Annotated in this window: 27 protein-coding genes; 13 read left to right on the forward strand and 14 right to left on the reverse strand. The window is 57.3% G+C overall.

Translation table 11 applies throughout. The annotated features are described in order from the left end of the window. Position 1 precedes the first annotated feature (1 nt). From ACQKPS_RS07365 to ACQKPS_RS07390, 6 genes are all read left to right on the forward strand, one after another. On the forward strand, positions 2 to 262 hold the full coding sequence (locus ACQKPS_RS07365; protein WP_139668892.1) for a helix-turn-helix transcriptional regulator: 261 nt from the start codon (positions 2 to 4) through the stop codon (positions 260 to 262). After that, positions 259 to 591 carry a hypothetical protein gene (locus ACQKPS_RS07370; RefSeq protein WP_069943424.1) on the forward strand — a complete coding sequence of 111 codons (333 nt, stop codon included), beginning with the start codon at positions 259 to 261 and terminating at the stop codon, positions 589 to 591. The genes ACQKPS_RS07365 and ACQKPS_RS07370 overlap by 4 nt, the downstream gene beginning before the upstream one ends. Before the next feature lie 540 nt (positions 592 to 1,131). Next, positions 1,132 to 1,419 carry a hypothetical protein gene (locus ACQKPS_RS07375; protein WP_427603386.1) on the forward strand — a complete coding sequence of 96 codons (288 nt, stop codon included), beginning with the start codon at positions 1,132 to 1,134 and terminating at the stop codon, positions 1,417 to 1,419. Continuing rightward, positions 1,416 to 1,703 (forward strand): DUF3077 domain-containing protein, encoded by a 288-nt coding sequence (locus ACQKPS_RS07380; protein ID WP_427603388.1) that lies wholly within the window; start codon positions 1,416 to 1,418, stop codon positions 1,701 to 1,703. The genes ACQKPS_RS07375 and ACQKPS_RS07380 overlap by 4 nt, the downstream gene beginning before the upstream one ends. Next, on the forward strand, positions 1,696 to 4,590 hold the full coding sequence (locus ACQKPS_RS07385; protein WP_427603390.1) for a DUF927 domain-containing protein: 2,895 nt from the start codon (positions 1,696 to 1,698) through the stop codon (positions 4,588 to 4,590). The genes ACQKPS_RS07380 and ACQKPS_RS07385 overlap by 8 nt, the downstream gene beginning before the upstream one ends. A gap of 90 nt (positions 4,591 to 4,680) precedes the next feature. Beyond that, a complete protein-coding gene (locus tag ACQKPS_RS07390; RefSeq protein WP_427603391.1) occupies positions 4,681 to 5,538 on the forward strand; it encodes a hypothetical protein in 858 nt (285 codons plus the stop codon). Between the two features lie 316 nt (positions 5,539 to 5,854). Here the strand turns inward: ACQKPS_RS07390 and ACQKPS_RS07395 are convergent, their stop codons facing one another. Continuing rightward, on the reverse strand, positions 5,855 to 6,109 hold the full coding sequence (locus ACQKPS_RS07395) for a hypothetical protein (protein WP_427603393.1): 255 nt from the start codon (positions 6,107 to 6,109) through the stop codon (positions 5,855 to 5,857). 325 nt (positions 6,110 to 6,434) lie between these two features. On the opposite strand from ACQKPS_RS07395, the gene ACQKPS_RS07400 reads away from it, so the two are divergent. Then, on the forward strand, positions 6,435 to 7,346 hold the full coding sequence (locus ACQKPS_RS07400) for a hypothetical protein (RefSeq protein ID WP_427603395.1): 912 nt from the start codon (positions 6,435 to 6,437) through the stop codon (positions 7,344 to 7,346). A gap of 250 nt (positions 7,347 to 7,596) precedes the next feature. Here the strand turns inward: ACQKPS_RS07400 and ACQKPS_RS07405 are convergent, their stop codons facing one another. The 6 genes from ACQKPS_RS07405 to ACQKPS_RS07430 all read right to left on the reverse strand — a co-directional run bounded on the left by ACQKPS_RS07405 (position 7,597) and on the right by ACQKPS_RS07430 (position 12,561). After that, positions 7,597 to 8,931 carry a hypothetical protein gene (locus tag ACQKPS_RS07405; RefSeq protein WP_427603396.1) on the reverse strand — a complete coding sequence of 445 codons (1,335 nt, stop codon included), beginning with the start codon at positions 8,929 to 8,931 and terminating at the stop codon, positions 7,597 to 7,599. A 212-nt stretch (positions 8,932 to 9,143) separates the two neighbouring features. Continuing rightward, positions 9,144 to 9,689 carry an arsinothricin resistance N-acetyltransferase ArsN1 family B gene (locus ACQKPS_RS07410; RefSeq protein ID WP_427603398.1) on the reverse strand — a complete coding sequence of 182 codons (546 nt, stop codon included), beginning with the start codon at positions 9,687 to 9,689 and terminating at the stop codon, positions 9,144 to 9,146. 7 nt (positions 9,690 to 9,696) lie between these two features. Then, entirely contained in the window at positions 9,697 to 10,398 is a 702-nt protein-coding gene (gene arsH / locus ACQKPS_RS07415) for an arsenical resistance protein ArsH (RefSeq protein WP_427603400.1), read from the reverse strand. Between the two features lie 12 nt (positions 10,399 to 10,410). Beyond that, complete coding sequence (locus ACQKPS_RS07420) at positions 10,411 to 10,881, reverse strand: arsenate reductase ArsC (protein ID WP_427603402.1); 471 nt, start codon at positions 10,879 to 10,881, stop codon at positions 10,411 to 10,413. Between the two features lie 27 nt (positions 10,882 to 10,908). Next, positions 10,909 to 12,192 carry an arsenic transporter gene (locus tag ACQKPS_RS07425; protein WP_427603404.1) on the reverse strand — a complete coding sequence of 428 codons (1,284 nt, stop codon included), beginning with the start codon at positions 12,190 to 12,192 and terminating at the stop codon, positions 10,909 to 10,911. A gap of 21 nt (positions 12,193 to 12,213) precedes the next feature. Next, positions 12,214 to 12,561 carry a metalloregulator ArsR/SmtB family transcription factor gene (locus ACQKPS_RS07430; protein ID WP_427603406.1) on the reverse strand — a complete coding sequence of 116 codons (348 nt, stop codon included), beginning with the start codon at positions 12,559 to 12,561 and terminating at the stop codon, positions 12,214 to 12,216. Positions 12,562 to 15,086: 2,525 nt separating this feature from the next. On the opposite strand from ACQKPS_RS07430, the gene ACQKPS_RS07435 reads away from it, so the two are divergent. From ACQKPS_RS07435 to ACQKPS_RS07450, 4 genes are all read left to right on the forward strand, one after another. After that, positions 15,087 to 15,317 carry a hypothetical protein gene (locus ACQKPS_RS07435; protein WP_427603408.1) on the forward strand — a complete coding sequence of 77 codons (231 nt, stop codon included), beginning with the start codon at positions 15,087 to 15,089 and terminating at the stop codon, positions 15,315 to 15,317. A gap of 122 nt (positions 15,318 to 15,439) precedes the next feature. Continuing rightward, positions 15,440 to 16,249: an AraC family transcriptional regulator gene (locus tag ACQKPS_RS07440; RefSeq protein ID WP_427603410.1), complete on the forward strand. Its 810-nt coding sequence runs from the start codon at positions 15,440 to 15,442 to the stop codon at positions 16,247 to 16,249. A 102-nt stretch (positions 16,250 to 16,351) separates the two neighbouring features. Then, positions 16,352 to 16,984, forward strand: a complete 633-nt coding sequence (locus ACQKPS_RS07445; protein ID WP_427603412.1) for an alanyl-tRNA editing protein — start codon at positions 16,352 to 16,354, stop codon at positions 16,982 to 16,984. A gap of 25 nt (positions 16,985 to 17,009) precedes the next feature. Then, complete coding sequence (locus ACQKPS_RS07450; RefSeq protein WP_427603414.1) at positions 17,010 to 17,627, forward strand: LysE family translocator; 618 nt, start codon at positions 17,010 to 17,012, stop codon at positions 17,625 to 17,627. 21 nt (positions 17,628 to 17,648) lie between these two features. Here the strand turns inward: ACQKPS_RS07450 and ACQKPS_RS07455 are convergent, their stop codons facing one another. After that, the gene (locus ACQKPS_RS07455) at positions 17,649 to 18,038 is read right to left on the reverse strand and encodes a tautomerase family protein (protein WP_254483081.1); all 390 of its coding nucleotides are present in this window, start codon (positions 18,036 to 18,038) and stop codon (positions 17,649 to 17,651) included. 102 nt (positions 18,039 to 18,140) lie between these two features. Here ACQKPS_RS07455 and ACQKPS_RS07460 point away from each other — a divergent pair, with 102 nt between their 5' ends. Then, positions 18,141 to 18,983, forward strand: coding sequence for a LysR family transcriptional regulator (locus tag ACQKPS_RS07460; protein WP_427603417.1), 843 nt, complete (start codon positions 18,141 to 18,143; stop codon positions 18,981 to 18,983). Between the two features lie 81 nt (positions 18,984 to 19,064). Next, positions 19,065 to 19,508, forward strand: coding sequence for a GFA family protein (locus tag ACQKPS_RS07465; protein WP_254483086.1), 444 nt, complete (start codon positions 19,065 to 19,067; stop codon positions 19,506 to 19,508). Positions 19,509 to 19,527: 19 nt separating this feature from the next. On the opposite strand, the gene ACQKPS_RS07470 is transcribed toward ACQKPS_RS07465, so the two are convergent. From ACQKPS_RS07470 to ACQKPS_RS07495, 6 genes are all read right to left on the reverse strand, one after another. Continuing rightward, a complete protein-coding gene (locus ACQKPS_RS07470) occupies positions 19,528 to 19,797 on the reverse strand; it encodes a DUF3077 domain-containing protein (RefSeq protein WP_254483089.1) in 270 nt (89 codons plus the stop codon). Between the two features lie 57 nt (positions 19,798 to 19,854). Beyond that, on the reverse strand, positions 19,855 to 20,094 hold the full coding sequence (locus tag ACQKPS_RS07475) for a hypothetical protein (protein ID WP_186604813.1): 240 nt from the start codon (positions 20,092 to 20,094) through the stop codon (positions 19,855 to 19,857). 380 nt (positions 20,095 to 20,474) lie between these two features. Next, complete coding sequence (locus ACQKPS_RS07480) at positions 20,475 to 21,167, reverse strand: hypothetical protein (RefSeq protein ID WP_254483091.1); 693 nt, start codon at positions 21,165 to 21,167, stop codon at positions 20,475 to 20,477. Next, the gene (locus ACQKPS_RS07485; protein WP_427603420.1) at positions 21,167 to 21,871 is read right to left on the reverse strand and encodes a hypothetical protein; all 705 of its coding nucleotides are present in this window, start codon (positions 21,869 to 21,871) and stop codon (positions 21,167 to 21,169) included. The genes ACQKPS_RS07480 and ACQKPS_RS07485 overlap by 1 nt, the downstream gene beginning before the upstream one ends. After that, positions 21,868 to 22,512, reverse strand: a complete 645-nt coding sequence (locus ACQKPS_RS07490) for a hypothetical protein (protein ID WP_427603422.1) — start codon at positions 22,510 to 22,512, stop codon at positions 21,868 to 21,870. The genes ACQKPS_RS07485 and ACQKPS_RS07490 overlap by 4 nt, the downstream gene beginning before the upstream one ends. 217 nt (positions 22,513 to 22,729) lie before the next feature. Next, positions 22,730 to 24,115, reverse strand: a complete 1,386-nt coding sequence (locus ACQKPS_RS07495) for a GntP family permease (RefSeq protein WP_427603424.1) — start codon at positions 24,113 to 24,115, stop codon at positions 22,730 to 22,732. Positions 24,116 to 24,215 lie beyond the last annotated feature (100 nt).

Here is a 24,215-nt window from a genome sequence, read left to right on the forward strand (position 1 = left end):
TATGACACTCCAACCCGCACCGCTGGGCGGCTCTGCAATCGATCAGCCGGCCAGGCTCATTCGCATGAAAGAAGTTGTAGAGCTCGTGGGGCTTGCACGCCCAACGATCTACAAGCTGATGAGTCAACCTGAAAGCACCTTCCCTCAGCCTGTGAAACTCACAGACAGCACCGCCCGCGGCGCTCCCGTGGCTTGGGTTCTTTCTGAAGTTCAGGCCTGGACGCGCGCTCGTATCGCTGCGCGTGACAAGGTGGCCGCATGACGCCCATTTTCCTCCCTCACGCAGCGCTCGATGCAATCGACGAACTGGGTCAAAAGGCTCCAACACATGGGCGGTTGGCGCGGTTGCAAAAACTGCGGGACGAAGCGCTGGCCAAAGGGGCGCACGTTCTGCTGCTGATTTGGCCGACTCTCGATTGGGGGCTACTAGCTATCGAGACGCCTGGCGACGTGACGATTCGAGATGCGGCGCAGTTGGTTCCCAACGTGCTCGCCAATCCCGATGCACTAGGGCAGATGTATGAGAAGGCGCGGCAAGGCCGCAATCTCACCTGGCTCAAGCTTGAGCGCCGCCCGGTCGCCGCCCACTAAGGAGAACGCCCCCGGCTGCAACCGAGGGCGTCTGAGGATATTCACTTTGCACGCCTACTCTATGCCATGGCCCAGAGCCATGCAACCTGACCGCACCTATCAGCTTGCGCCTCGTCGGTTCACACGTTACTCTTCGCAGGTCGCTGCAAATTCAGCGACCGGGTTTGGCGACCCGACGAAATCAAGGCGCACAAGCGCCCCTATCACGAATGCAGGCGCTTTTTTTGTGCCCGCATTCCCGTGTTATGGCGGCTGTGCGTGGGAGACCTTCGGGTCTGCCGGGTTCCTTGATTCCCGGTTCGCCAACCTGCGCACAGCTGCCACCCTAAATCGTTTGGCGACGATCAGTGGCAGCTCCTCAAATCAAGGAGCTCCGCCCATGCACGCCCTCAATCCGTCTGCCCTCCAGAACCACATTGCTGCCCTGAAGGCCCGTGCCATTGCGGCACTGCACGCCGACTCGTCCCTCTCCGTCCGCTTGGCGCGTTACAACGCTGCTATGGCCCGTGCTCGCGCCCTGGAAGCAAACGGGGGTGCCCAATGACCAATCCAACACAGCACTTTTCTCAGCCAGAAGACCTGCTATGCATCACAGCAAATGCGCCGGTAGGCGTCCCGATTGACGCGCTCACTTGCGCCATTGAGCGAGCCCAAGCAGTGCTGTGCTTGGTAGAGGATCAGTTTGAGAGTGAGCACGGGCAACGCCTGGCTAATAGTGTGATCCTCGGCGCCCTGTGGGATGTGCGCGGAACGCTGGAGCAGATTCGTACCCTGGTCGTGCATGCCGATGACTCGACCTCCCATGTCGCGGAAGGGGGCTGGAAATGAACGGGCACTTTCAGGTCAATACCGTAGGTGGGGTCACCTTCTCTAAGCACAGCTCGTTGAATCAACCGCTTTTCAAGGTGTGCCCGGGTGTTTCCGGTGAGGAAGCATTGGAGCAGGCATCGGTGCTCATGAACTGCGTAAACAAACTGACCCAGCTAGCTGGCGTGAGCGAAGACAACAATGCACTGGTGTGGGCGGCACATTATCTGGGCGAGCAGGCAAAGGCGCTTGTCGATGATGTAACCACTGGGATTCAGATTGCCGAGGGGGCCCAGCATGAGTAGGACCACCCCCAACTCCCGGCATCCGACCTTTGCCCAGGTCAAAGCGGCCTCCCTGGCGGCGATTGATCGCGTGTTAGCCCACTGGCTTCCCAATGGCAAGCGTGTAGACGGCGGCAAGGAGTACACCGCCCCCAACCCAACCCGAGCTGACAAGCATTCAGGATCGCTCAAGGTGAACCTGGCCAAAGCTACCTGGTGCGACTTCGCCACCGGTGACAAAGGTGGGGATTTGATCGACCTGGTGCGCTACCTTGATCGCGGCACCGATGTCGAAGCTTGCAACAAGCTGGCGGCTTTCCTCGGTGTCGAGGCAACGAATAGCACCAACGTCACACCGCCCACTGGCCAGGCCAAAAAGCCAGAGTGGGTGCCCGTGTTGCCCATTCCTGAACAGGCAATGCAGAAGGTGCTGCAAGCGCACCGGCAGCACGGTAAACCTTCCAAGGTTTGGATTTACCGTGACGCCAACGGTCAGCCACTTATGGTGCTGTACCGCTTTGACCTCGGGCCGGATGAGAGCGGCACGGCGCGTAAAGTCTTCGCGCCTCTCACCTGGTGTAAACACTCTGCTAACGGTTCGCTGGCCTGGCGCTGGCAGGGCTTGTCGGAGCCGCGCCCGCTACTGCACCTTGATGACCTGGCTAAACGTCCTTCGGCACCAGTCGTATTGTGCGAGGGTGAAAAGGCCGCCGATGCCGCTGCCGAGCTGTTGCCCGAGCATGTTGCCACCTGCTGGCCTAACGGGACGAACTCCTGGCAGAAGGCTGATTTCGCGGCGCTAGCCGGGCGTGACGTATTGCTGTGGCCAGATAACGACGCTCCAGGCTTGAAGTGCATGGATGCCTTGGCCGATCACCTTCGGAAGCTTGGAGCTGCCTCGGTTCAGACGGTAGCTTTGACTGTATTCAGACAACTCCCTGGTATGGACGGTGAGCGCCCCACTTTCGCGCCAGGCGGTGAGTGGCGCGAAGGTGACGATGCGGCGGATGCCCAATCTAAAGGCTGGACAGCCCAACACTTGTCGGAGCTGCAACGCACCGGGAAGCTGTCTGCCGTCGCACTTGCCACCACGCCCAACCCCACCAAGCAGAGCAAAGCCACTGACCAGGCCAAGCCCCAATCCGAGAAGAAAACCGCCCCGGCCCCGAGCGGCTTTCGTGTCACAAAGGATGGGGTGTTCTATGCCGGTGAAGATGGCGAAGCACGACCGGTTTGTTCACGGTTAGAGATATTGGCTCGCACCCGAGACGAAAAGGGCCACGGTTGGGGCCTGCTGGTGGAGTTCGATGATCCTGACGGGGCCAGCAAGCGCCTTAACATTCCGGCCAGGGCAATGGCGGGCGACTTTGGCAAGGAAGTACTTGCGCCACTGGTTGATATGGGGCTGCGCCTGGCACCCGTGCGCACTGCTCGCAATTCGCGTAACGACCTACAGAGCTACCTGCAAGGCTATGACGGTTCCGAGCGCGCCCGCTTGGTAACCCGCCTGGGCTGGCATGGGGACGCCTATCTGGTGCCGGATCGGCAGATAGGGGCGAGTACTGAATATCTCCATTTCTACGAGGCCGGCGCCCAGCTCCCGCCCGTCACTCAATCGGGCACGCTGGAGCAGTGGCAACAGCACATCGGCGCATTGTGTGTGGGCAATAACCGCCTGGCATTCGTAGTGTGCGTGGCTTTTGCTGGGGCAGTGCTGCATTTGCTCGGGCATGAATCGGGCGGTTTCCATCTGTACGGAGACAGCTCGGGCGGAAAGACCACCCACTTGCAGGTCGCGGCCTCAGTTTGGGGTGGGCCGCGCCTGGTGCGCTCCTGGCGCTCTACTGATAACGCCCTGGAAAGCATCGCGGCAGCGCACTCGGACGGGTTGCTGGTGCTCGATGAGATAGGGATGTGTGACCCGAGAATCATCGGGGAAACGGTCTATATGTTGGGCAACGGCACCGGCAAGGCGCGGGCCAATGATCGCGGGTTGAGCGGGCGCCAAGTACAAGAATGGCGGTTGCTGTTCCTTTCCACGGGTGAAAAGACCCTTGCGCAACACATGGCCGAAGCAAACAAGGACCTGAAAGCAGGGATGGAGGTGCGGCTACTTGCCGTCCCAGCCGATGCTAGCAAAGGGCTTGGGCTGTTCGAGGAGCTGCATGGCTTCGACGATGCCGCTGCCTTGTCGGATGCGCTTAAGGCGCGGGTGGCCAAGTTTTATGGCTCGCCTGCCCTTGCCTTCCTGTCGGCCCTCTGCGACCCGACCAAATTGCGCGCCTACACAGCCATGGTGCGCAGCACAGTGGAGCGCTTCACGACTGAAGCCCTACCTGCCAGCGCTAGCGGCCAGGCCCAGCGTGCCGCAACCCGCTTCGGTTTGGCCGCGGCGGCGGGAGAGCTGGCCACCGCCTTGGGCGTTACGGGATGGCCGGACGGTTTGGCACTCGACTCCGCCCGCGTGTGTCTGAATGCCTGGCTTGCTGAGCGAGGAGGGGCTGGAAACTTGGAAGGTGATGCGATTCTCGCCCGCCTGCGCCAGGTGATTGAGCGTTTTGGGGAGAGCCGCTTTACACGCTGGGAGTCGACCGCTGCCAAGGTAGACGAGCACGGCCCCCGCACTATTGACCGGCTCGGCTTTCGCAAGTCGATGGAGCACGGCATGGGTGACACGTCGCACACGACGACGACCTATTACGTACTTCCCGAAGCTTGGCGCTCTGAAATCTTCCGAGGCATGAATATCAATGCAGTCAACAAAGAGCTGCTGAGACGTCGGGTATTAGAGCCTGGCAAAGATGGCAAGGCCTCCACCTCTGTGCGCCTGCCCGGCCTCGGACTACAGCGCTGCTACGTCGTCGTGACGATCCCTGAACTGGCTGAGAACGAAGCACAGGCTGCTTGAACCACTACCTCTAAACCCACGAGGTAGTGTCGGCAACATATGGCCTTGCCAGCCTCGCACATAACCACTTCCAATCATTAGGTGTTGATCATGAAAGAACTGAAAAAGCAGCGTGACGAATTGATTGCAGAGCGTGACTCTCTTGAAGATAGCATTCCGGGCCTGAGAGCCGCGTGGGAGGCGACACCGAGTAACTGGGACCGTCATGGCAATTGCATAGGTAGCCCTGAAAGGACGGCGGCTATGAATAAGCTTTCCGCCGCAGAGGGTCGCTTGCGCAGTATTCCTGATGCTATTGAGCGAATTGATCGCAAGATCAGTTATCAGGAGCGCTTGGCGGATGCGAAACAGACCAGGGCGAAGGCTCGCCAAGTCATGTCCGATTCCGCAAGTACAGTCGCTGCATTGAGCAGTACTCGCGTGCTCGTACATGAACGCCTCCAGTCGATTCAAAAAGAAACGGAACTAGCCATCGAAAGAGCGCAACAAGCTGAGCTTGACGCAGCGAACCTCTACGCTCGCAGCGTAGCAACCGGCAATAGCGAGGGCGAGAAGGCTGCAAGTAATGATATGCAGAAGGCCAGCGCTATGCTCATCGAGGCTGATGAACACGCAAGGCGCCAAGAACTGATTATCGCTGCCTTGCAGGCAGAAATTGATGTGCTTGATACTCAGATTACCACCACTCAGCAGCAACAAAGCCATGCCCAGGACAATGCTCTGGCCACAGCCGAGTTGACACTCGGTGAGGAATGGAATCGCTTGGCCGAGCAACTGGCTGCCGTCGGCGCGAAGATTTTGGCAGCTGATCGTTATCGGGGTGGTGGCAGTATGCTGTTGTCAGGACTGTCGATACCGGGGTTCGGTCCTTTGTCTAGGGATCTCAGCCGCAATGATGTGTTAGATGGCGCTGAACACATCTCCCTAGCGGACCTGATCGAAGCGTAACCCGAAACAGCCCGCAGATGCGGGCTGTTTGCTGTTGCATGGTTAGGGTTTCCTACGTGTTCATCCAATAGCGGTCGTGCCAAGTTAGAGGAGGACTAGTTTCGGTCGACAGATGCAGTTGATGAATGACCGCTCTCGACCTATAGGTGCCATTCACCAAGGGCAGGAACCGGCCAGAAGCAGTCCTCAGGCAGGACTGCTTTCGACCCATAGCAGACACTAGCTCGGCTAACCCAGCGGCTTGTTCTGCGCTCACCTCAAGCCCACCACGTTGGCGGGGCAAGCAGCTCAACCAAAGTCCGCACGCACTCCCAAGTCACTCCTCGGTGGCATTGCATTCCACCCTCAAGAACGGAAAAAGTTCGTCCGGGTTACGGCATTCGCTGTTTAGCTTCAAGCGTGCAGCCTCCGCGAGCGATCTGGCCGGGTAGCTTGGCTTCAGCCGTAATTTTTCCTGGTTGTCATAGATGTCGAAGCCACCAGACACGGTAGTGGAATAAAACCGAGATCCTGATTGGAAAGATTCTCTTTCTACTGGAACGGCTGGAACGATAATAAATCTTGTTTGCATGATTCGTGCCTCCCCAGGCAGATGTTTCAGTATTAGCCTGAATATGGAAAGGCATCAATATGACTCATCGGGACGAATCAATGGCCTTCTGTGTCACTCGCCCGTCTCGTCCCCTTCGATTTGAAAGCTGCCGGTCACGACTGACCGCTTTCGACCCATTGCGGACGTTCGTCACTGGTGAATACTGGCCGAGAACAGCAGTTCTGTTTTATTTGCGGAAATTTAACAGATCTACAAATCTGCAGGCTCATGCTATGAGTGGTTGCGCCGACATACTATGGGAGAGCTGTAATGGATAATACTAAAACTTAACAGGTGTGCGCTTATGAAGACATTTATTTCCTCGCTTGAGTCAACCACTGAAAGTCTATTGAAGCTAACTGGTGCTGCGCTCAAGCTTAGTGTCGGCTTAGGTAGTGCCTGCGTAATAATTTATGCACTACGGATCGGCCATTTCCCCCAAGGCCTGACCTTAGGGGACGGGCTATTGTTTATGCTGGCAGCGAGTTGTTTTGGTGCTGTATATGCCATGTTCGTCGTTTGCCTGCTGTCACTTGGCATTGCCTTGTCGGTTGTGATAAGGCCAATCTTCAATTTCCTTTTTAAATACATACAGAAAAGAATGAATCCAAAGAAAGAAATGGCATATAAACTGGCCCAGTTTCATTGGGGCAGCATTCCTTTCGCTACATTTGCTATTTTACTGATATGGCTTTTTGGCAAGCGTGACATGGTAGCCTACTGGAATTTACCGTTGCTCTCGATAGCGCTGTACATCTTCTACTCCATAGCGAAGTCAGCAGGGGACCAGTACCGTCAGCATGAGCGTTTGCTTGCCTCTGTGATCGTCACTGCTGAGAAAGGCGAGCTACAGAGCTACGATAAAGCCGGAAAACATAAAAGTGCCTATGTGGTGAGTATCGCCGTCGTCATGCTGACGCCGTTAATTATAGGCGGTGTTTCAGGTCTTCTGATGGATAGTGCGATGCGTATGGCTCAGGTTCGGATTGAGCACGCCGCCGTGTATGTGAAAGCACCATATAGCGCTCTTATTCCTGATGCGCTGATAATAAAAGAGGTCAAGGCACCAGATGGCTACAAGGCCTATGCCGATGTGACCGTGCAATTCAAGGGCTTTGGTAATACGACCGTCATTTCGTTCAAGGATGGCGCGCTTCGACGCCAGTTAGATGTCCCAAATGATCAGATTATCGTGGAGAGCAAGACGGATGAATGAATGTACCTAATTTAGTAAGCAGGTCGGATGGCCGCTCTTGGCCGAATTCTTGTCGCTCATAACAGATAGCTAACGGCCCTTCGCTAAGGGCCGCTATGGATCGATTGCGGTCAGTCGCGACCGGCTGCTTTCGACCCTCAGCGGCCATTCACCTACTTTCAAAATTCTGCCTGCTTAGCCTCGAAGGCAGATTCTAATCTAGTACGCCATTCTTCATTGACGGAATAGAGCATCTAGCTCAACTCGAATGCTATGTTGACTTGGCTTCAGTCTCGGACCCCTCATCCTTAGTATCTTGGGAATTACGAGGTGGTGTCGCCTGCTTTTCAAGCTCCATCAATCTCATTTCAGATCCGATATCCTTCGCTAGGTGCGATTTCAGAAGTTCGATTTTCAGCCTGGTTCGTAGATAAAACTTTTCTTTAGGGTCGATGCCCAGATCTTCTGCTGTAGAGAATACGGTATTTTTCGCCAGCACGAGCAACTTGGCTAAGGTTAGACGTTCTTCTTGGATGCTGAAAATCTTTTTCAAGAAAGCCGAACCGATGAGCCAAGAGTAATAGATCGCTGCCCCTAGTGCGAGTGCAAGTGGAATTCGAAGCATCAATGCTGCAATCATGTCTTCTCGTGCAGCATAATGGGTAAATACTAGGTTGCTTGCGCCGTTATGAATCAGATATGCACACAGACCGATGGTAAGGCAAGGCAGTATCATTAGTGCGAGATAAGTTCTTGCTTGCGCCTTACCTTCCTTGACGTAGTCAGTGAACTCATCCGAAATTACGCTTCTGTCGTTTACTAGGCTTGATAGCTCTTGTTTAAGCGAAGCAATTTCGTCGTTAAGAATTTTGCGCTCCCGATCAAGTTGTTGTGCGTTGCTACGCTTTGCCTCAACTTCCGCGTTGAGCTTGGTCAGATCGGCTTCGGAGTCTTTGAGCGATGCTTTGACCTGACCTAATGTAGCCATTTCTTTATTGACATTTGCTGAAAGTTCAGCCGATTCAGCGGTCAGGGTTTCTATCGACTCAGCTAAAGAGGTGGAGTCGGAGGTCAGTCCATCATGGCTGGCCTGGAGGTTGCTCACCTCCAATCGAGCCTGCTTGATGAATTCTGCAACGTTGTTGTTTGCATTGATATAGTTTTGAATTCCAGTTTTTGTTTTCTGGGCATTAGTGAATTCAAAGCCATAAATCTCAACCTTTCTCAGCGTTGGCTTTGAGAATTTATTGCTGGTCTTGATTGAAAATTTTACGCAGAACTCGTTGATTATAGCTACAGATCCGCCTTTTGTTTCTGGCGGCACTGGGACAGTCCGAGCGGTGCCCTCTGATGTGTAGATAACCAACTCAATCCCTTTTTGATTGGCGCCCGTAAAGTGGATGCGGCGTAAAAAAATGGGATTGGCAGTGGTGAAAAAACGCTCCCGCTTGTCTAGAGAAACGTCGTTCACAACAGTAGTGTCTTCTTTCAATAACTGTTCATAAAGGGTTGTTGTGCTAAAGCGTTTGTTGATATTTGCAACATTGAATGACAGGCTACCAAGGTTACTAGCTAGCTCATCAAAATTCACCAGATTTACCGTCACCGTCATCCTTCCTCACATGAGATGTCAGTCTGATATTATCTGCCGACTCATCGGTTTTCCATAAGTAAATTCGGTTGAGGTAGGGGCGTGGAATTTTTGTCGTTATAGCGGATCGTGGCGTGAATCGACCATCGTTTCGTAGAAGCCTCGAACGTCCGCAATGGGTCGATAGCGGCCAGTCGCGAACGACTGCTATCGACCCATTGCGGACGTCAGCCGAGCATTTCCGAGTAGCGCAGAGGGTCTGTCGGCGATTCAATCGGCGCGCCCAGCTCCATGCGCCAATAACCTACGTCGTGCCACCGGCCCAGCTTGAAACCGACCTGAGGAAAGGTGCCGATGTGCAGGAAGCCCAGCCGCTCATGCAGACCGACGCTGCCAGCGTTGGGCAGCGCAATGCCGGCATAGGCTGCGTTGAATCCCTGCTTGGAGAGTACCGGAAGCAGCTCGGCATAGAGACTGCGACCCACCCCAGAGCGGTGCTCGCCTTCCGCGACATAAACAGTGACATCCACCGCCCATCGGTATGCAGGCCGTGCCCGATGCTGACTGGCGTACGCGTAGCCAACCAGGCGCCCATTGCGCTCCGCGACAAGGTATGGATAAGTCTGCAGCGTCGTGATGATGCGCTGCCGCATCTCCTCGGTTGTCGGCGGTATTTCCTCGAAGGAGATCGCCGTGTCGGTCACGAAAGGGGCGTAGATGGCCTGGATCGCCGCACCGTCCTCGTGGCGGGCTTCTCTGACTTCAATGCGCATGTCTGCCTCAGATTGAGCGCTGATTTACTCGGACGGAAAGCTGCTCGGCGCTTTCTTTGCGTTCCGAATACCGATCTACCAAGAACTCCTGGCGGTCACGCAGCAGCACGGTGAACTTCACCAGTTCCTCCATGACGTCCACCACGCGATCATAGTACGCCGACGGCTTCATGCGGCCCGCGTCGTCGAACTCCTGATAGGCCTTTGGGACCGACGACTGGTTGGGGATAGTGAACATGCGCATCCAGCGACCCAACACCCGCAGCTGGTTGACTACATTGAATGACTGCGAGCCGCCGCAGACCTGCATCACCGCCAGTGTCTTGCCCTGGGTGGGGCGCACGGCCCCAAGCGCAAGGGGAACCCAGTCGATCTGCGCCTTGAACACGGCGGACATTGCGCCGTGACGCTCCGGCGAGCACCAGACCTGGCCTTCCGACCACTGCACCAGATCACGCAGTTCCTGCACCTTGGGATGCTCCACCGGCACGTCGTCAGGTAGCGGCAGACCAGAGGGGTTAAAGATGCGCGTCTCGGCGCCGAAGTGCTCCAGCAGGCGCGCTGCTTCTTCCACCAGCAGGCGGCTGAAGGAGCGCTCGCGGGTCGATCCGTATAGCAAAAGGATGCGCGGCTTGTGCTCGCTGGTAGGGGTTGTCGCTGTCGGTAGGTCGAACAGCGAGAGATCGAGATTAGGCAGTTGATCGGACATGTTTCCTCCTGCTCAGAGAGCGCCAATGCGATCCAGCTCGCGTTTGAGTTCGTCGCGGCCAAGGGTTTCGAAAGGAAGAGCGAAGAACGCCCGGCAGCGTAACTCGATGCGAGCCAGCGTGGCGCGGAATGCTGCGTCGACCGATGCCTGGTCAGCCACGACATCGGACGGATCCTCCAGCCCCCAGTGCGACTTCAGTGCAGGGCCGAAATACACCGGGCAAGCTTCGCCGGCTGCCTTGTCGCACACCGTGATGACGATATCAGGAGGGCAGTCCACGAACGCGTCATTACCCTTGCTGCTCAGCCCATCGGTTGAAATGCCGGCATGCTGCAAGGTGGTCAGGCTGCGAGGCAACACTTGGCCCTTCGGAAAACTGCCGGAACTGACGGCTTCAAATCCGTGAGGTGCCAAGTGATTGAACATGGCCTCGGAAAGGATGCTGCGGCAGCTGTTGGCCGTGCACATGAACAGGACTCGCATGGGGGCTCCTCCGCTTCGTGGCGGATGTCAGAGGCTCAGGCGCAATGCCAGGGCCGAAAGGGTGATCAACAGAACCGGCAGCGTCAGCAGGATGCCGACCTTGAAGTAGTAACCCCAGGTGATGCGCACGCCTTTGCGCTCCAGCACGTGTAGCCAGAGCAGCGTGGCGAGGCTGCCGATGGGGGTGATTTTTGGGCCGAGGTCGCAGCCGATGACGTTGGCGTAGATCATCGCCTCACGCACCAGCCCTTGCGCCTCGCTGGCCTGGATCGACAGGGCGCCAACCAGCACGCTGGGCATGTTGTTCATGACCGAGGACAGCAATGCAGCAATCAACCCGGTGCCAATGGCGGCACTCCACAGCCCTTGCTGCGCGAGGCGATCCAGCAGGTGGGTGAGCATGTCGGTGAGGCCGGCATTTTTCAACCCGTAGACCACCAGGTACATGCCAAGAGAGAAGATCACCACCTGCCAGGGCGCTTCGCGCAGTACCTTGCGGGTCGAGATGCGATGTCCGCGAGCGGCGACGGCAAAGAGGATCGCCGCACAGGCTGCGGCTACCGCACTGATCGGGATACCAAGTGGTTCCAGGGCGAACAGGCCGATCAACAACGCCAGCAGCACCCAGCCACCGAAGTTGAAGGTTGCGCGGTCATGAATCGCCTCGCTTGGCGTCTTCAAGGCCGCGACCGTGTACTGCCTCGGGATATCACGGCGGAAGAACAGGAACAGCACCAGTAGGGTTGCGGCCACGCTAACGAAGTTCACCGGCACCATCACCGAGGCATATTCGCTGAAGCCCAGCCTGAAGTAGTCGGCCGAGACGATGTTCACCAAGTTGGAGACTACCAGCGGCAAGCTCGCCGTGTCGGCGATGAAGCCGGCGGCCATGACGAAGGCCAGCGTCGCGGCGGGAGAAAAACGGAGCGCGAGCAGCATCGACATGACGATAGGGGTGAGGATCAGTGCCGCACCGTCATTGGCGAACAGTGCCGACACGGCAGCACCGAGCAGTACGCTGAAGGCGAATAGGCGGTAACCGCTGCCGTTCGCCCAGCGCGCCACGTGCAGCGCGGCCCACTCGAAGAAACCGGCCTCGTCCAGCAGCAGGCTGATGATGATGACAGCGATGAAGGTTGCGGTGGCGTTCCAGACAATCGCCCACACGGTCGGGATGTCGTGCAGCGAAACGGCACCCGCCGACAGGGCGATCAGGGCACCGAGCGCGGCACTCCAGCCCACACCAAGCCCCTTCGGTTGCCAGATGACCAGGATGAGGGTGAAAACAAAGACGGCAATTGCGACCAGCATGAAGACCTCGCTCGATGTTGGTCAGCAGCAGGCAGCGTCACGGACGGGGCGGCCGTCCATGTTTTGCAGCCGAAGCGAGTTTTCTGCCAACCACTGTGAGTTGGCCTGCAAGGTCACCTGCAGCATTTCATGCACCCAGACGGGAAGTTCCGGGTTTAGGCGGTAGTACACCCACTGACCCTGTCGCCGATCCAACAGCATGCCATTGCTGCGCAGCTGCGCTAGGTGGCGACTTATCTTAGGTTGGCTGTCATTCAAAGCGCACATCAGTTCGCAGACACATAGTTCACCAAGGCTGGCGATCAGCAAGGTGGCGCGAGCACGGGTCTCGTCGGATAGGCTCTTGAACACATGGAGCGGGGTAATCATAGCTGCACCAGTACATATGGAAAGTCGAATATACGAATTTCCGTATGTTAAATGCAAGCACATGGTGGCTGAGCGTCCGCTCCGGATCGATAGCAGCAAACCATGGTTACACCGGGTCTGTTGTTACACTGCTAGAGGAAAGCGAGAGCAAGAGCGTATATCAAGGTTTTGCCCTTTAAAAACAATGGGTTGAGTTCTTTCGTTACACCCATTACACCTGTTACACCGTTTTAGATTCGTTGTTATTTGACCCCATGCCCCCTAATAGATCGTGCCTTCAGCGGCTGAAGCGACTCCCCACTTTCCGATCCTTGGGACCGTCGGGGACCCTGAGAGAGAAGGCCAGATACGGGGCTGGAAACCCGCGGCATCTTGTTAGCGGAAGGTTTGGAAGCTTAGTGAACTGGTGAACTTGGTGAACACCCTCATACGGAGGTTCACCGCCCTGGCGACGACCATTTGTTTCTTGCAGTGCCTCCGGCCATTAGCCATCATCCAGCTTTCACAGCTTTGGGCCGGAGGAGTTATGCAGGATGCTGAGCTGACCGCTTTAGCAACGGTGCTACTAGTCGCCGTAGGTGCTGCTCAAGTCAAAATTCTGTCAGGGCAGCGACAGCAGCAGAGGCTTGATTGGGCTGAGATGTACCGCAGTAGATGGATCGAGCTACGGAGTGATTGGGCGACGATTGTTTTTCTCGGGCGGAGGGTCAACGACTTTTACCAAGTCGCTCATCACGATCAGCTTCAGAAGCTTCGTGAGCAATCTCAAATGCCATCTGACGAAATCGCTTCCTCGTGGGCACAGGCATCCGTTCGCAATGTATGTGGAATGCTATCTGATCTTTGTACCAGGATCTTGCAAGGTCACATCAAAATACAGGACGTTTACCCAATTTTCGGCACGGAACTGCTGAGACAGGGTTCTCCTTTCCGTACATTGTTGGAGAACAGGTCGGAACACCTGAAGTGCTATGGGTCTCTGGGGCCCACAGAAGTAGAATCAAGACATGACAGGCTGCGCAGTGAAATCACAACTTGGCTGGTCTGCCATGATGGTATTCGTAGACGGTGCCTGATCATGATTGATCTGCTATGGGCAGAGGCCGCAAGACTTGAGGACCTACCACCGTATGAACTGGTAGCCGCTGCCAACGCGAAGGCCAGTACGGGTGGGCTGAATCGGGCGAGGTTGCGCATAGAGACCCTGAGGCTGGGCGGCTGGTCTTCTTGGAAAAGATCTCGTCGTCTTGCGGGTTTTCTTCGTCACGCTGAGTGGAGGCGCTTTCCTTGGTGTAGAGGTCTAAGCAAGAAAAGGATGGATAAGCTCGATGGCGAATGGACGCAGAGGTACCTCAGCAGCTAAGTCTGACTGATCCTTCGGCGCTCTAGGATCGTAAGCCTTGGCTCGTTGGTCCTGAAAAAACATCACTACGTAGTGGAGAGCTGCGAGTGATTTTCGCTTTAGGGATACGTTTAGGGATATGTTTTGAGTGGCTGGCATAATTTTTTCAGTATTTACTGGGTTAAATGCCTTTTATTCGATTCCTGTCTCCGCACCAGATATCAAGGCCTGCAGCGATGCAGGCCTTTTTTGTGCTTTTAAGAAAGTCGCGCACTTTTCAGGTCGCTGAAACAAATTGCCGAAAATGGGTGGTTTGACCTTTCAGGGCAAATCTCCGAGATGTTCGGCGAGGACTGCAAACGCGCATTTTTGGGCATGGCTTGCCAGTAATTGGCCCCCCGAATCTGGTAGCAGTGAAACTGGCACTCACTGACGTAGGGACAGTCGATAGGCCCCACCATACGGCGATGATTCGACGGGTTCTGACCTGATGGATCGTAGATCCGGAAACTAAAGAATCGCTGCGACTACAGCCTCATTAACATCCGAAGCCGGCTCCGAAAGGGTCGCCTTTTCTTTTGCCCAGTCGATGGTGATTTCGCCGACTTTGGTTCCACGCGGATTGGGCTGGGGCGTCCAGGTCACCACGGAATAGTGGAATCCGAGCACCCGATCACCTTCGTGGGGCTCCAGCGTGAGCGTGCCGTCTACTGTTCGGAACATAAAGGCGCGGATACTTCCTACAAAGCGTATGGCCTCTGAACAACCCACGCGCCCTTGCGCAAGCGGTTCCATAGGGATAAATTGCCCCAGTCGCCGAAGCATCGGCGATGCGACCTTGGCCGGTCGGAATCGAAAGGCGCAGCAGCGCCCAGTCTTCATCGCAGGCGCTTTTTTTGTGCCCGCGATGTCGTGTTATGGCGGTGGTGCGCGGGACACCTTCGGGTGTGCCGGGCTCCTTTCGTCCCGGTCGGCCAACCCGCGTACTGCTGCCACCCAAACTTGCTTGGCCGCGAGCGGTGGCAGTTCCACAACGAAAGGAACTCATGCATGACCACCAGAAATCTGTTCAGGATCCTCGCATCCGTTCTCCACCGCCGCTCCGCGCCGGCTCCCAAACCTCACCGCTTCTACCCGATCTGTGACCTGGCTCATCCCACCTCCAACCCAAGGCAGGTGTCCCATGACTGACCAGGAGCGCTTATCGACCATCCAAAGCTACGCCTGGACCCTCGAACTGCTCGGCGAAGCCTTGGTCCAGCACGATGAAGTGCTGGAGTGCGAACACAACCCTCACCTGAGCTTTCGTAACACAGCAGGTATCCACCAGGCGATCCGGATCATCAGCCGGCTGGCCAGTGAACAGTGCGGAAGGATGATCGACCCCAGCAACCTGAATGATCCAGCCGACTGATGAAGGCACCGCTGCCGCCAGCCAAGCGCTGGCGCAGCCTCGCCAAGCCCTAAACCCGACAACCACGCCTGCCCCACCAGATCAGGTATGAGATGATCCCCCGGTGTGGCAGGAGGCGGTCGATGGCAGATCACGTTGATTACAAACGCAACAGCGAAATCCCGGGGCTGGTACTGAGCGAGGCCCGCTTCTCAAGCTTTCGCTTCGGCAGTCACTATCATCTGGATTTCCACGTCGGATTGATCACCGATGGCGTGCAACGCCAGGTGTTCAATGGCGAGACGACGCTGCTCTCGCCAGGCACCATCCAGTTGATGCCACCCGGCGAGATCCACGATGGCATCAGTGCAGGCGACGACGCCTACACGCTAAAGACCTTTCGCGTATCTGCGAACCTGTTGCGCAGCGTGACCGAAGAGCTGACGGGCCGTGACCAGTTTTCCGCCCTGGGTGGCGCGCTGTTGCAGGATGCCAGGCTCGCCCTCCAGCTTTCCCGGCTGCACGACGCGCTTGCAGCAGGGCTGCCTACCGACCCGCTGTTCGTCGATGCTCAATGGCTTATGCTGCTCGGTCGGCTGTTCGCCCAAGCGCGGATGGTCAAGCCGCAGTTCGTAAAAGGCACGCTTTCGAACGTGCAGTGGCACCGTGTGCGGGACTACTGCAACGAACACCTCGCCGAGAAGATCACGCTCGAAGCACTGGCTGCGTTGTGCGGCCTGGAGCGTTTTCACTTCCTCAAGCTGTTCAAGCAAACGGTCGGCATGACGCCACATGCCTGGCTGGTGCGTTTGCGCCTGGAGCGCGCCTGTGTGCTGCTGAGCCATACCCAGTGGGAATTGACCAGGGTCGCGCAAGAGGTGGGGTTCTACGATCAGAGCCACTTCAATCGAGCCTTCAGGCAAGCCTTTGGCGTTCCACCGTCTCGTTACTGATCGCTGTTGCCCCATCAATTTTTTACAAGTGCGCGACATCCTCGCCCTTTAGCCTTGAGTCTTGATCGGGCGCTGCCCGGAAAGAACCAAGGATTTTGATCGATGACGCAACGGGCGTACTACACCAGTGATGAGTTGACCTTGAGCACGCACGTGGTGCGTTGCACGCCGATGGAGGATGGGCGGTTCCGGGTCGGGCTGGCCGAAACCCTCTTTCACCCCCAGGGCGGTGGGCAGCTGGCGGACCAGGGAACCATCGCGGGTATCCAGGTAGAGGAAGTGCTCAATATCGAGGGCGATGTGGCGCATGTCGTCGGGCAACCCGTGCCCGTCGGCAGCGTCGAGATTGCCATCTCGCCCGAGGTGCGTGCGCTGCATGCTCGCCTGCATTCCGCCGGTCACCTGATTGCGTGTGTCGGGCAGAACGTGGGCTGGCTCCCCAGCAAAGGCCACCACTGGCCGGGGGAGTGCCGGGTGGTTTTCGAGCGCCAGGCGGGTTGCGAGGCGCTCACGGCCGAAGGCATCGAGGCGGCGGTGAACACGCTGGTCGAGCGTGACCTGCCGCGGCAGTTGAGCGACCAGGACGGTGTCCGCTCAGTGTGCTTCGGCACCTTGCCGATGCACGGTTGCGGCGGTACGCATGTCGCCTCGACGGGTTTGGTCGGGCCGATCAAGGTGCTCAAGCTCAAAGAGAAGAAAGGCCAGCTGTCGGTGCATTACGACGTAGCGCGATAGACAACGAAGTAACTGGAGACATCACGTGGACTACGTTCCCCAGCTTTTGACCATTGGCGCCGTCATGTTCCTGGCCTGCGTAAGCCCAGGCCCCGATTTCATCGCCGTCACTTCCAACGCCTTGGTCAGCCGCAGCCGAGGAATTGGTGTTGCAGTGGGCACCAGCGCAGGCATCGCCATCTGGGCGGTGCTGGCGATTGTCGGATTGGGGGTCTTGCTGAGCACAGTGGCGTGGTTGTATGACGCGATTCGGGTGGTGGGCGCGGCGTATCTGATCTACATGGGCATCAAAATGCTGCTTGGCGCGCGGCGGCCTTATGCAGCCCTTGAAATCAGCACGACGCAAAACACCACCACAGCAGCACCCCGCGTCGGGTTGCTGGTGTCTGCCACTAATCCTAAGGCCGCGGCGTTCTTCGGCAGCTTTTTCATCACCGTGCTGCCGGCACATGCTCCAGGCTGGGTGATGGCTGCTGCCGTGGTGGTGGTCACGCTTGTTGCGTTTGCCTGGTTTTCCGCGCTGGCATTGATGTTTTCCACGGCTCGGGTGCGGGCGTTTTACGCGAAGGTGCGTCGGCCAATCGATGCCGCAATGGGCGCTGTACTGGTGGGGCTTGGCTTGCGGCTGGCGCTGGTTCGATAACGCCAGGCCGAGTTACCTGTTTCAGCTCCACAGCTTCGCACTTTGCGGCACCCCGCCATAGCCATAAGCCGTGGCGCGCACGTCGATGATGTGGACGTTTGAATGGGGGTGCACATTGCCGATCCGTCCCGAAAGCAGATCATAGGCTTCACGCTGGTACTGCCGTTTCTGCTCCACTGTCGTCGTTTCGTCGGTGATCGTGACTTCCAGGCGAAAGCTGTTTCGCCCTAAGCGCTCAAGCGATTCGCTGTCGATAAACCACAAGCCAGGATCGACGAACCGCACGATCACCATCGTTTGTGATGGCTGCTTGTCCAGAACGCGTGCGGTCAGTTCAGTCAGCTCGTGGCTGAGTCGGGACGCCAAGGCAGTATCTGGCGCGCCGGATAAGGTCAGGGTTATGCCAGGCATTTCGGTAATCCTCGTAAGTGATGTGCCTGTAACTTAGCCTTTGAACATCATCCACAAAAGCGGGAAAATCGGTGCTCATCTTCCTATTTATCCGGAACCTGCATGTACCACTTCGACATTGCTCAGCTGTACGTCTACTTGGCGGTTTGTGACGCAGGCAGTATCTCGGCAGCCGCCCCAGCCTTGTTTCGCTCGACCTCCGCCATCAGTGAACAGCTGCGAAAGCTGGAAGATGCCATCGGTGTCGAGTTGCTCATTCGCGGCAAGCAAGGCGTTCGCCCGACACCTGCTGGTGAACGGCTTTTGCGCCATGCCAGGCAAATCATCGCCCTTGGCGAGCGGGCGCTGTCCGACGTTCGAGGCGAACAATTCGAAGGCGAGATTCGCCTGGCGATCACGGATTACTTTCGCCCCGACGACATTGCCGGGCTACTGAAAAAACTACGTGAATGGCATCCACGGCTTCGGCTTCATGTGGTGATGAAAAAGAGCCTGGAAATTGATCAGGCAAATGACCACCTGGACATTGGCCTGGCCATGCGTTTTAACGAGCGCGTGTCTTCATCCAACCTATTTGAAGTAAGGCAGGAACCACTGCAATGGGTTGCCGCTGCCGGTTGGGTGCCAGAGCCTGGGCAGCCGCTGCCATTGCTCGCGATCAGCGGGTGCGGATTGTCGGAGTACAGCTGCCAGGTGCTGGAGCGCGCCCATGTCGATTACGAGATCGTCTACTCGACTTCAGGCGTGGCGGGGTTGCAATCAGCATTGAAGGCAGGGCTTGGAATTGCGTGCCTTAACGCGAGTGCTGTCCCGCATGGTGTGGAGCCTTACAGGGCTGGCTTGCCAGTATTGGCGCAAGCCAGGTTCTCGCTGCTTCCACCGCGTAAGGGGGAGTCTGCGCTAGTGGAAAATGTGCGGCGATTGTTGCAGGGTTATCTCGCATAGGGTTCGGGACGGGGCATTCATCGTTTCACTTGGCCTTGCCCCGTAAATAACCGGATTGGCTTGTCAGAGTAGAGAAACGCTATGACTGATGAAAAAGACGATGATCGCCCTGTTTATCAAGCAGCCTGCCATTGCGGAACAGTGAGATTTTCACTGCGCTTGACCGACGGGCTGCGTACAGCGCGAAGGTGCAACTGCTCGCTCTGCCGCATGCGTGGCGCCGTGGCGGTATCAGCCAACCTGAACGACATCACCGTCACCAAAGGTGAAGAAGCGCTGACCCTCTATCAATTCAACACACACGAAGCCAAGCACTACTTCTGCTCGAAGTGTGGGATCTACACCTTCCACCAGCGTCGCTCTGTGCCGGACCAGTACGGGGTCAACGTGGCTTGTATTGAGGGGATGAGCCCATTCGACTTCCCAGAGGTGCCTGTGTATGAAGGCCGGACTCATCCCAAAGACCGCGTAGGCGGGGGAGTAGATGTTGCAGGATGGCTGCGGTATGAAAGCAACCTTGAGTGACTGATGGCAATCGCTGGTATCAAGGATTTTTCATCATCCCCAGTTCGGCATCATCGAGCAGTGCCTTGGCCAGGGCGCTGAGGTAGTGCGAGGCCCAGAGCAGCTGGGGTTTGTCTTCCATCAGGCCGTCGATGGTCAGGTCGCGCACGTAGCCCATCAGCTCTGAGGCCTGTTCGCGGGCGCTCTGGCAAGGAATGCCGGGTTCGATGCGGAAGAGGGGGTGGGTCTGGTTATCACCTTGGTAGAAGGTGGTTTTACCGACAGTGAAGTGGGTTTCTTCGGTGGCCACTGTTTGATCTCCCTGAAGTTCTGCAAAAGCGTCAGGCCAGGCAAGTCATGATGCGGATTAATGCAGCGTCTGCGGATCCGCTGGCTTCTGGATTTGAGCCAGTGCGGATTCGAGCAATTTGCGCAGGGAATCCAGCTCGTGCATTGACGTCATGATCAACAACGACACGGGTGACTTGGGCTGCATCAACATCGCCTGCTGGGCAACGACCTCCGCACAGAGTGCGTAGTCAGCGGCCATCATCAGCGTGTCTTCGAGGGCGTGAAGATAAGGTGGATCGGGGACTATTTTCAGCATGGCTATTTACCCAATGGGTGCGTCCACCAGCCTGCTGTCAAACAGGATGGTGGCAGCTGTACGTGGATTGACAGACCGGTGGAAATAGCAAAAGTCCCGGCGCACGCGAACGTGCTCCACATACAGCCGCCATAAGGGCTAGCCGCAGACTATTTACCATTCCAGCCTGTCAAAGCTGCATCGTTGATGTGCAACGACACCCCGAGACTAGAGCCCTAGTTAGCCAGGCTGCAACGGAAAATAGATCGCGCCAGTATCTTTGGGAAATGCCCTACAAGAAAGGGGTTAAATCTGATTTATTTTGCCGTTAGAAGTAACGGCATGTAACTCCATTCGGCGTCCGACACAACTGCTAACGGCATGTGAAAGGGAGGCTTCGTCTAGGCAGGATTCGCCTGAGTCCATTCTCGGAAGTTGTCGCAGTCCGATTGAAGTTCGATAGCCGGCTCTCCAGGCGCTATGCGAAGCATGCTGGCATCATCATTGACGCAGTGCAGATCGACGCCCGTATGCAAGTGTTCATGCCAGTAGCCGTCACTGCAAATCAATAGCCGCGCATCCGGTGATAGTTGTGTCGTCAGGCAGTCAGGAGCGCAAAAGCGCTTCGCATTCAGCGAGCGGGTCAGCAAATGCCGCGATTCTGCGGTACGTGGGGATTTTGACCAGATTGGCTGATCTTGAAGATTATGCGGGCGGTTCAGCCAGTTGATGGGTGCTCCGGGAGGTTGGATTCCCGCAAGGCAATCACCTACATGCGCGACATGGAGCAGCTGTTGTTGCTGGTCGACGAGTACGCAGCAGTAGCTGGCGATCGCGTGGAGGTGTTGTTGGCGTAAATACTGCTGTTCGGCGCGCATGATGCCAACCAGCCCTTCGAGGCTCAGCTGTTGCGACGCTCCCAGCGCGGCGTCGATAACCACCCGGCACCAGTGCCTGGCAAAGTCTTGCCCATCGCCCTTCTCGGCTGCATCCACGAGCATGGCCAGCACGAAGTGGTCCTTGCGGCCGTACGCTGCAGCATCGCTGTTACGAAGACTGGCCTTGCCCTTGCGGCTGATCCAGCCAATCTGCATTAGTGGTTCGCCCCTGCCAGGGCTTCCAGTCGCTCGAACAGCAACTGTTCGCGATCACTGTCGCCCTTGGCTTGAGCACTGACGGCATATTCAAAGTTCCTGTCGTCCAGCAATTGCGCTACTTCCTGTCGGATGTAATCGCGCACATCGGGTCCGACTGCTTCGATTTCGTCCTGTAGCTCCTCGCGCCCGTCAACCAGGTTGAGGATGTCTTCGATGTCACGACTCGAGAGTGCGTCCCCTCGTCCACGGCCTTTCCAGGCTTCGAGCTTGGTGGCCACGAAGTACACGGGGCTGACCAGATTGATCATGGTTTGCTCGTCGAGCTGATAGGCCGTGGCGGTACTCATGGCGCCGCGGTACCAGCGGTTGCTGAAGCCGAGGGAATCGTCGTCTGGCATGAAATCGACGCGAAGGTCACCCAGTTTCATGGCGCAGATCGGGAAGTCATCGTCATCTTGCGGGCTGACTCGGAAGCCGCGATCGCTGAGTGTTTGTTGCAAGTGGGCAAAGCCAACCGGACCCATGACGTGTACGATCAGATCGACATCGTCGGTACTGCGCACTTGTTCCCGGGTGAAGGTGTCGGTCAACAGGAGCCCTGTTGTACAGCCACCGACAAATGTCATCTGCTGGCAAAGGTCAGGCCCCAAAGCCCTAGCAACCTCAAGCAGCATGGCGTGAAGGGTACTGAAAACACTCATGGCAGCTCCAATCTATCCTGCAGCATGTCTGCAGCAAGGTTGCGCTCACGGGGTTGCCCCAACCGTATGGCATCCACCAGCGCCAGCAAGGCATACATCTCCGGATCTCTTCGAGCCGCATCGGCTGCGCTCTTGAACAGCGGCTCGACTTTCGTTCCCATGGTATTGCCACGGGCATAGGGCCAGACGGGAACGTGTTCACCGGAGCTGATAAGGCTTTTGTCCAGCACAGGTGCTCCAAAGCCGGTGGCGATACCGCGTGTCAGCTCACCCGCGCGGGCTGGGAACACGTACTTCAGGCCGTAAACGATGAACTCAAGCAGGGCTTTGGTGTTGGCTCTTGGGGCGCCTGTTTTGCGGTCGGTCTTGGCTAGGCCAATATCGATGCAGTGCTTCAGGGACAGATTGATCTGCGTTTTGCTGATGCCAGTTTGTAGCTCCAGAGCACGAGCAGTGTAGGCGTAGGGGGGTGTTGTGCCTGGCTCGGGGCCTGCCTTCTCTTGCAATAACGTAAAATGGTCGTCATCCGACTCTTGCCAGTCTTTCCAGTCGTGTGGCCAGGCCGATACTGCTTTGTCCCGCGACTCATGTCGCTGGAGGCAAACCAGCTTGAGCAGTAAGCCGATGTCTTGACCTTTCATGAGAATCTCTATCTAGCCGTCCCGTGTCCCGGGACACGGGACAACTTGATCACGAAACCATGATGTGCGCAAGCTTCGGTAGGCTTTTCGTAGGCCAGCCATTTTCGAAGGGCCTTTAACCGAGCGCAGCTGCTAACGTCAAAAGCCTCAACAACCAGAGATGAGGTTTACGGGAAAAACGCTGAGGCAGTTGATGAACTGGGTCGGTTTTCCCAGCTCAGCCCACCGTAATCGCCGCATTCAGCATCAACACCACGATCAAGCCAACCACTGCCACGATGGACTGCACCACCGAGATGGTCTTGGTAGCCTCACCCATGGTCATGCCAAACGACTCCTTCACCATCCAGAACCCCGCATGGTTGGCATAGTTGAAGAACAACGAACCGCAGCCGATGGAGAGGGCCAGCAACGGCAGGTTCAGGCTCGGGTCAGCCCCCGCAAGCGGCGCCAGCAGGCCGGCAGCGCCCACGATCCCGACCGTGGCAGAGCCGGTAGAAACCGACAGCAGCATCGCGATCAGCCACCCCAGGATCAACGGCGGGAAGGCCGATTGCTGGGTCAGGTGCACGATGGCATCGCCGACCTTGGCGCTGGTCAGCATCTCCTGGAAGGCACCGCCGCCGGCAATGATCATGATGATCGAGGCGATCGGCTTGAGGCTTTTGCCCAGTGCATCGCGCAGCTGTTCGGCGTCGCCACCGCGCGCCAGCACCAGGCTCGCGCCGGCGAACAGCACGCCCAGCAGCATGGCGATCAACGGGTTGCCGAGGAAGCTGGCCAGTTCCAGCATCGCATTGCCCTTGGGCAGCAGCATTTCGGCGACGGCATGCACCAGCATCAGGATCGCCGGCAGCAACGCGGCCAGCATGCCGACAAATACGCCGGGGCGGGTTTGGCCGTGGGCTTTTTCAGTCAGTGTGAATTGGTCCAGCAATGCCTGATCGGGCCGGGTGTTCATGCGCGGCGCAATGAACAGGCCATACAGCGGGCCGCCCAGGATCATGGCCGGGATAGCGGCCAGGAAGCCATAGAGCATGGTCGGCCCGACCGAGGTCTTGAGCACGGCGATGGCGGTCAAGGGGCCTGGGTGCGGCGGGACCATGCCGTGCATGGCGGCCAGCGCGGCAATCACCGGCACACCGACATACACATACGCCGAGCCCTTGAAGCGGGCCTGGCCTTCCAGCTTGCGCGCCACGCTGAAGATCAACGGCAGCATGATCACCAGGCCCACTTCGAAGAACATCGGGATGCCGATGACAAAGGCCACCAGCATCATCGCCCAAGGGATCATCCGGTCCGAAGTCCGCTTGAGGATCACATCCGCGACCTGCTCAGTGACGCCAGCGTCAGCCAGGATCTTGCCGAGCATCGCGCCCAGCGCGATCACCACCCCGACCGCACCCAGCGTCTTGCCGGCGCCAGTGAGCAGGTGGGAAACGATGCTGCCTGGCTCCATGCGGGTCGCGAAGCCCACGCCAATGGACACCACCAGCAAGGCCAGCAGCGGGTGCATCTTAAGGCGGGACACGATCAGGGCTACCAGCACCAGGACACTGACCAAGGCGGTCAGCAACAGCTGTATATCTAAGGGAGTCATTCAGGGAATCTCGGTTGGGCTGGCGCGCTAGCGGCGCTCAGGCATTGCAGGCATGACAGAGGGTTCTGCGGGCAGTAGCGAGCCGTTATCGGTCGCGCAA

Source organism: Pseudomonas sp. NPDC086566, assembly GCF_050280885.1.
GTDB lineage: Bacteria > Pseudomonadota > Gammaproteobacteria > Pseudomonadales > Pseudomonadaceae > Aquipseudomonas > Aquipseudomonas vlassakiae.

Bases quoted from the DNA above. Each gene is read 5' to 3' on its own strand.
- ACQKPS_RS07490 (WP_427603422.1), bottom strand. From the start codon at position 22,512: ATGAAAGGTCAAGACATCGGCTTACTGCTCAAGCTGGTTTGCCTCCAG.
- ACQKPS_RS07465 (WP_254483086.1), top strand. From the start codon at position 19,065: ATGACTGATGAAAAAGACGATGATCGCCCTGTTTATCAAGCAGCCTGC.
- ACQKPS_RS07420 (WP_427603402.1), bottom strand. From the start codon at position 10,881: ATGCGAGTCCTGTTCATGTGCACGGCCAACAGCTGCCGCAGCATCCTT.
- ACQKPS_RS07370 (WP_069943424.1), top strand. From the start codon at position 259: ATGACGCCCATTTTCCTCCCTCACGCAGCGCTCGATGCAATCGACGAA.
- ACQKPS_RS07495 (WP_427603424.1), bottom strand. From the start codon at position 24,115: ATGACTCCCTTAGATATACAGCTGTTGCTGACCGCCTTGGTCAGTGTC.
- ACQKPS_RS07380 (WP_427603388.1), top strand. From the start codon at position 1,416: ATGAACGGGCACTTTCAGGTCAATACCGTAGGTGGGGTCACCTTCTCT.
- ACQKPS_RS07435 (WP_427603408.1), top strand. From the start codon at position 15,087: ATGACTGACCAGGAGCGCTTATCGACCATCCAAAGCTACGCCTGGACC.
- ACQKPS_RS07375 (WP_427603386.1), top strand. From the start codon at position 1,132: ATGACCAATCCAACACAGCACTTTTCTCAGCCAGAAGACCTGCTATGC.
- ACQKPS_RS07365 (WP_139668892.1), top strand. From the start codon at position 2: ATGACACTCCAACCCGCACCGCTGGGCGGCTCTGCAATCGATCAGCCG.
- ACQKPS_RS07400 (WP_427603395.1), top strand. From the start codon at position 6,435: ATGAAGACATTTATTTCCTCGCTTGAGTCAACCACTGAAAGTCTATTG.
- ACQKPS_RS07385 (WP_427603390.1), top strand. From the start codon at position 1,696: ATGAGTAGGACCACCCCCAACTCCCGGCATCCGACCTTTGCCCAGGTC.
- ACQKPS_RS07455 (WP_254483081.1), bottom strand. From the start codon at position 18,038: ATGCCTGGCATAACCCTGACCTTATCCGGCGCGCCAGATACTGCCTTG.
- ACQKPS_RS07425 (WP_427603404.1), bottom strand. From the start codon at position 12,192: ATGCTGGTCGCAATTGCCGTCTTTGTTTTCACCCTCATCCTGGTCATC.
- ACQKPS_RS07445 (WP_427603412.1), top strand. From the start codon at position 16,352: ATGACGCAACGGGCGTACTACACCAGTGATGAGTTGACCTTGAGCACG.
- ACQKPS_RS07410 (WP_427603398.1), bottom strand. From the start codon at position 9,689: ATGCGCATTGAAGTCAGAGAAGCCCGCCACGAGGACGGTGCGGCGATC.
- ACQKPS_RS07460 (WP_427603417.1), top strand. From the start codon at position 18,141: ATGTACCACTTCGACATTGCTCAGCTGTACGTCTACTTGGCGGTTTGT.
- ACQKPS_RS07480 (WP_254483091.1), bottom strand. From the start codon at position 21,167: ATGCAGATTGGCTGGATCAGCCGCAAGGGCAAGGCCAGTCTTCGTAAC.
- ACQKPS_RS07485 (WP_427603420.1), bottom strand. From the start codon at position 21,871: ATGAGTGTTTTCAGTACCCTTCACGCCATGCTGCTTGAGGTTGCTAGG.
- ACQKPS_RS07440 (WP_427603410.1), top strand. From the start codon at position 15,440: ATGGCAGATCACGTTGATTACAAACGCAACAGCGAAATCCCGGGGCTG.
- ACQKPS_RS07475 (WP_186604813.1), bottom strand. From the start codon at position 20,094: ATGCTGAAAATAGTCCCCGATCCACCTTATCTTCACGCCCTCGAAGAC.
- arsH (WP_427603400.1), bottom strand. From the start codon at position 10,398: ATGTCCGATCAACTGCCTAATCTCGATCTCTCGCTGTTCGACCTACCG.
- ACQKPS_RS07430 (WP_427603406.1), bottom strand. From the start codon at position 12,561: ATGATTACCCCGCTCCATGTGTTCAAGAGCCTATCCGACGAGACCCGT.
- ACQKPS_RS07390 (WP_427603391.1), top strand. From the start codon at position 4,681: ATGAAAGAACTGAAAAAGCAGCGTGACGAATTGATTGCAGAGCGTGAC.
- ACQKPS_RS07395 (WP_427603393.1), bottom strand. From the start codon at position 6,109: ATGCAAACAAGATTTATTATCGTTCCAGCCGTTCCAGTAGAAAGAGAA.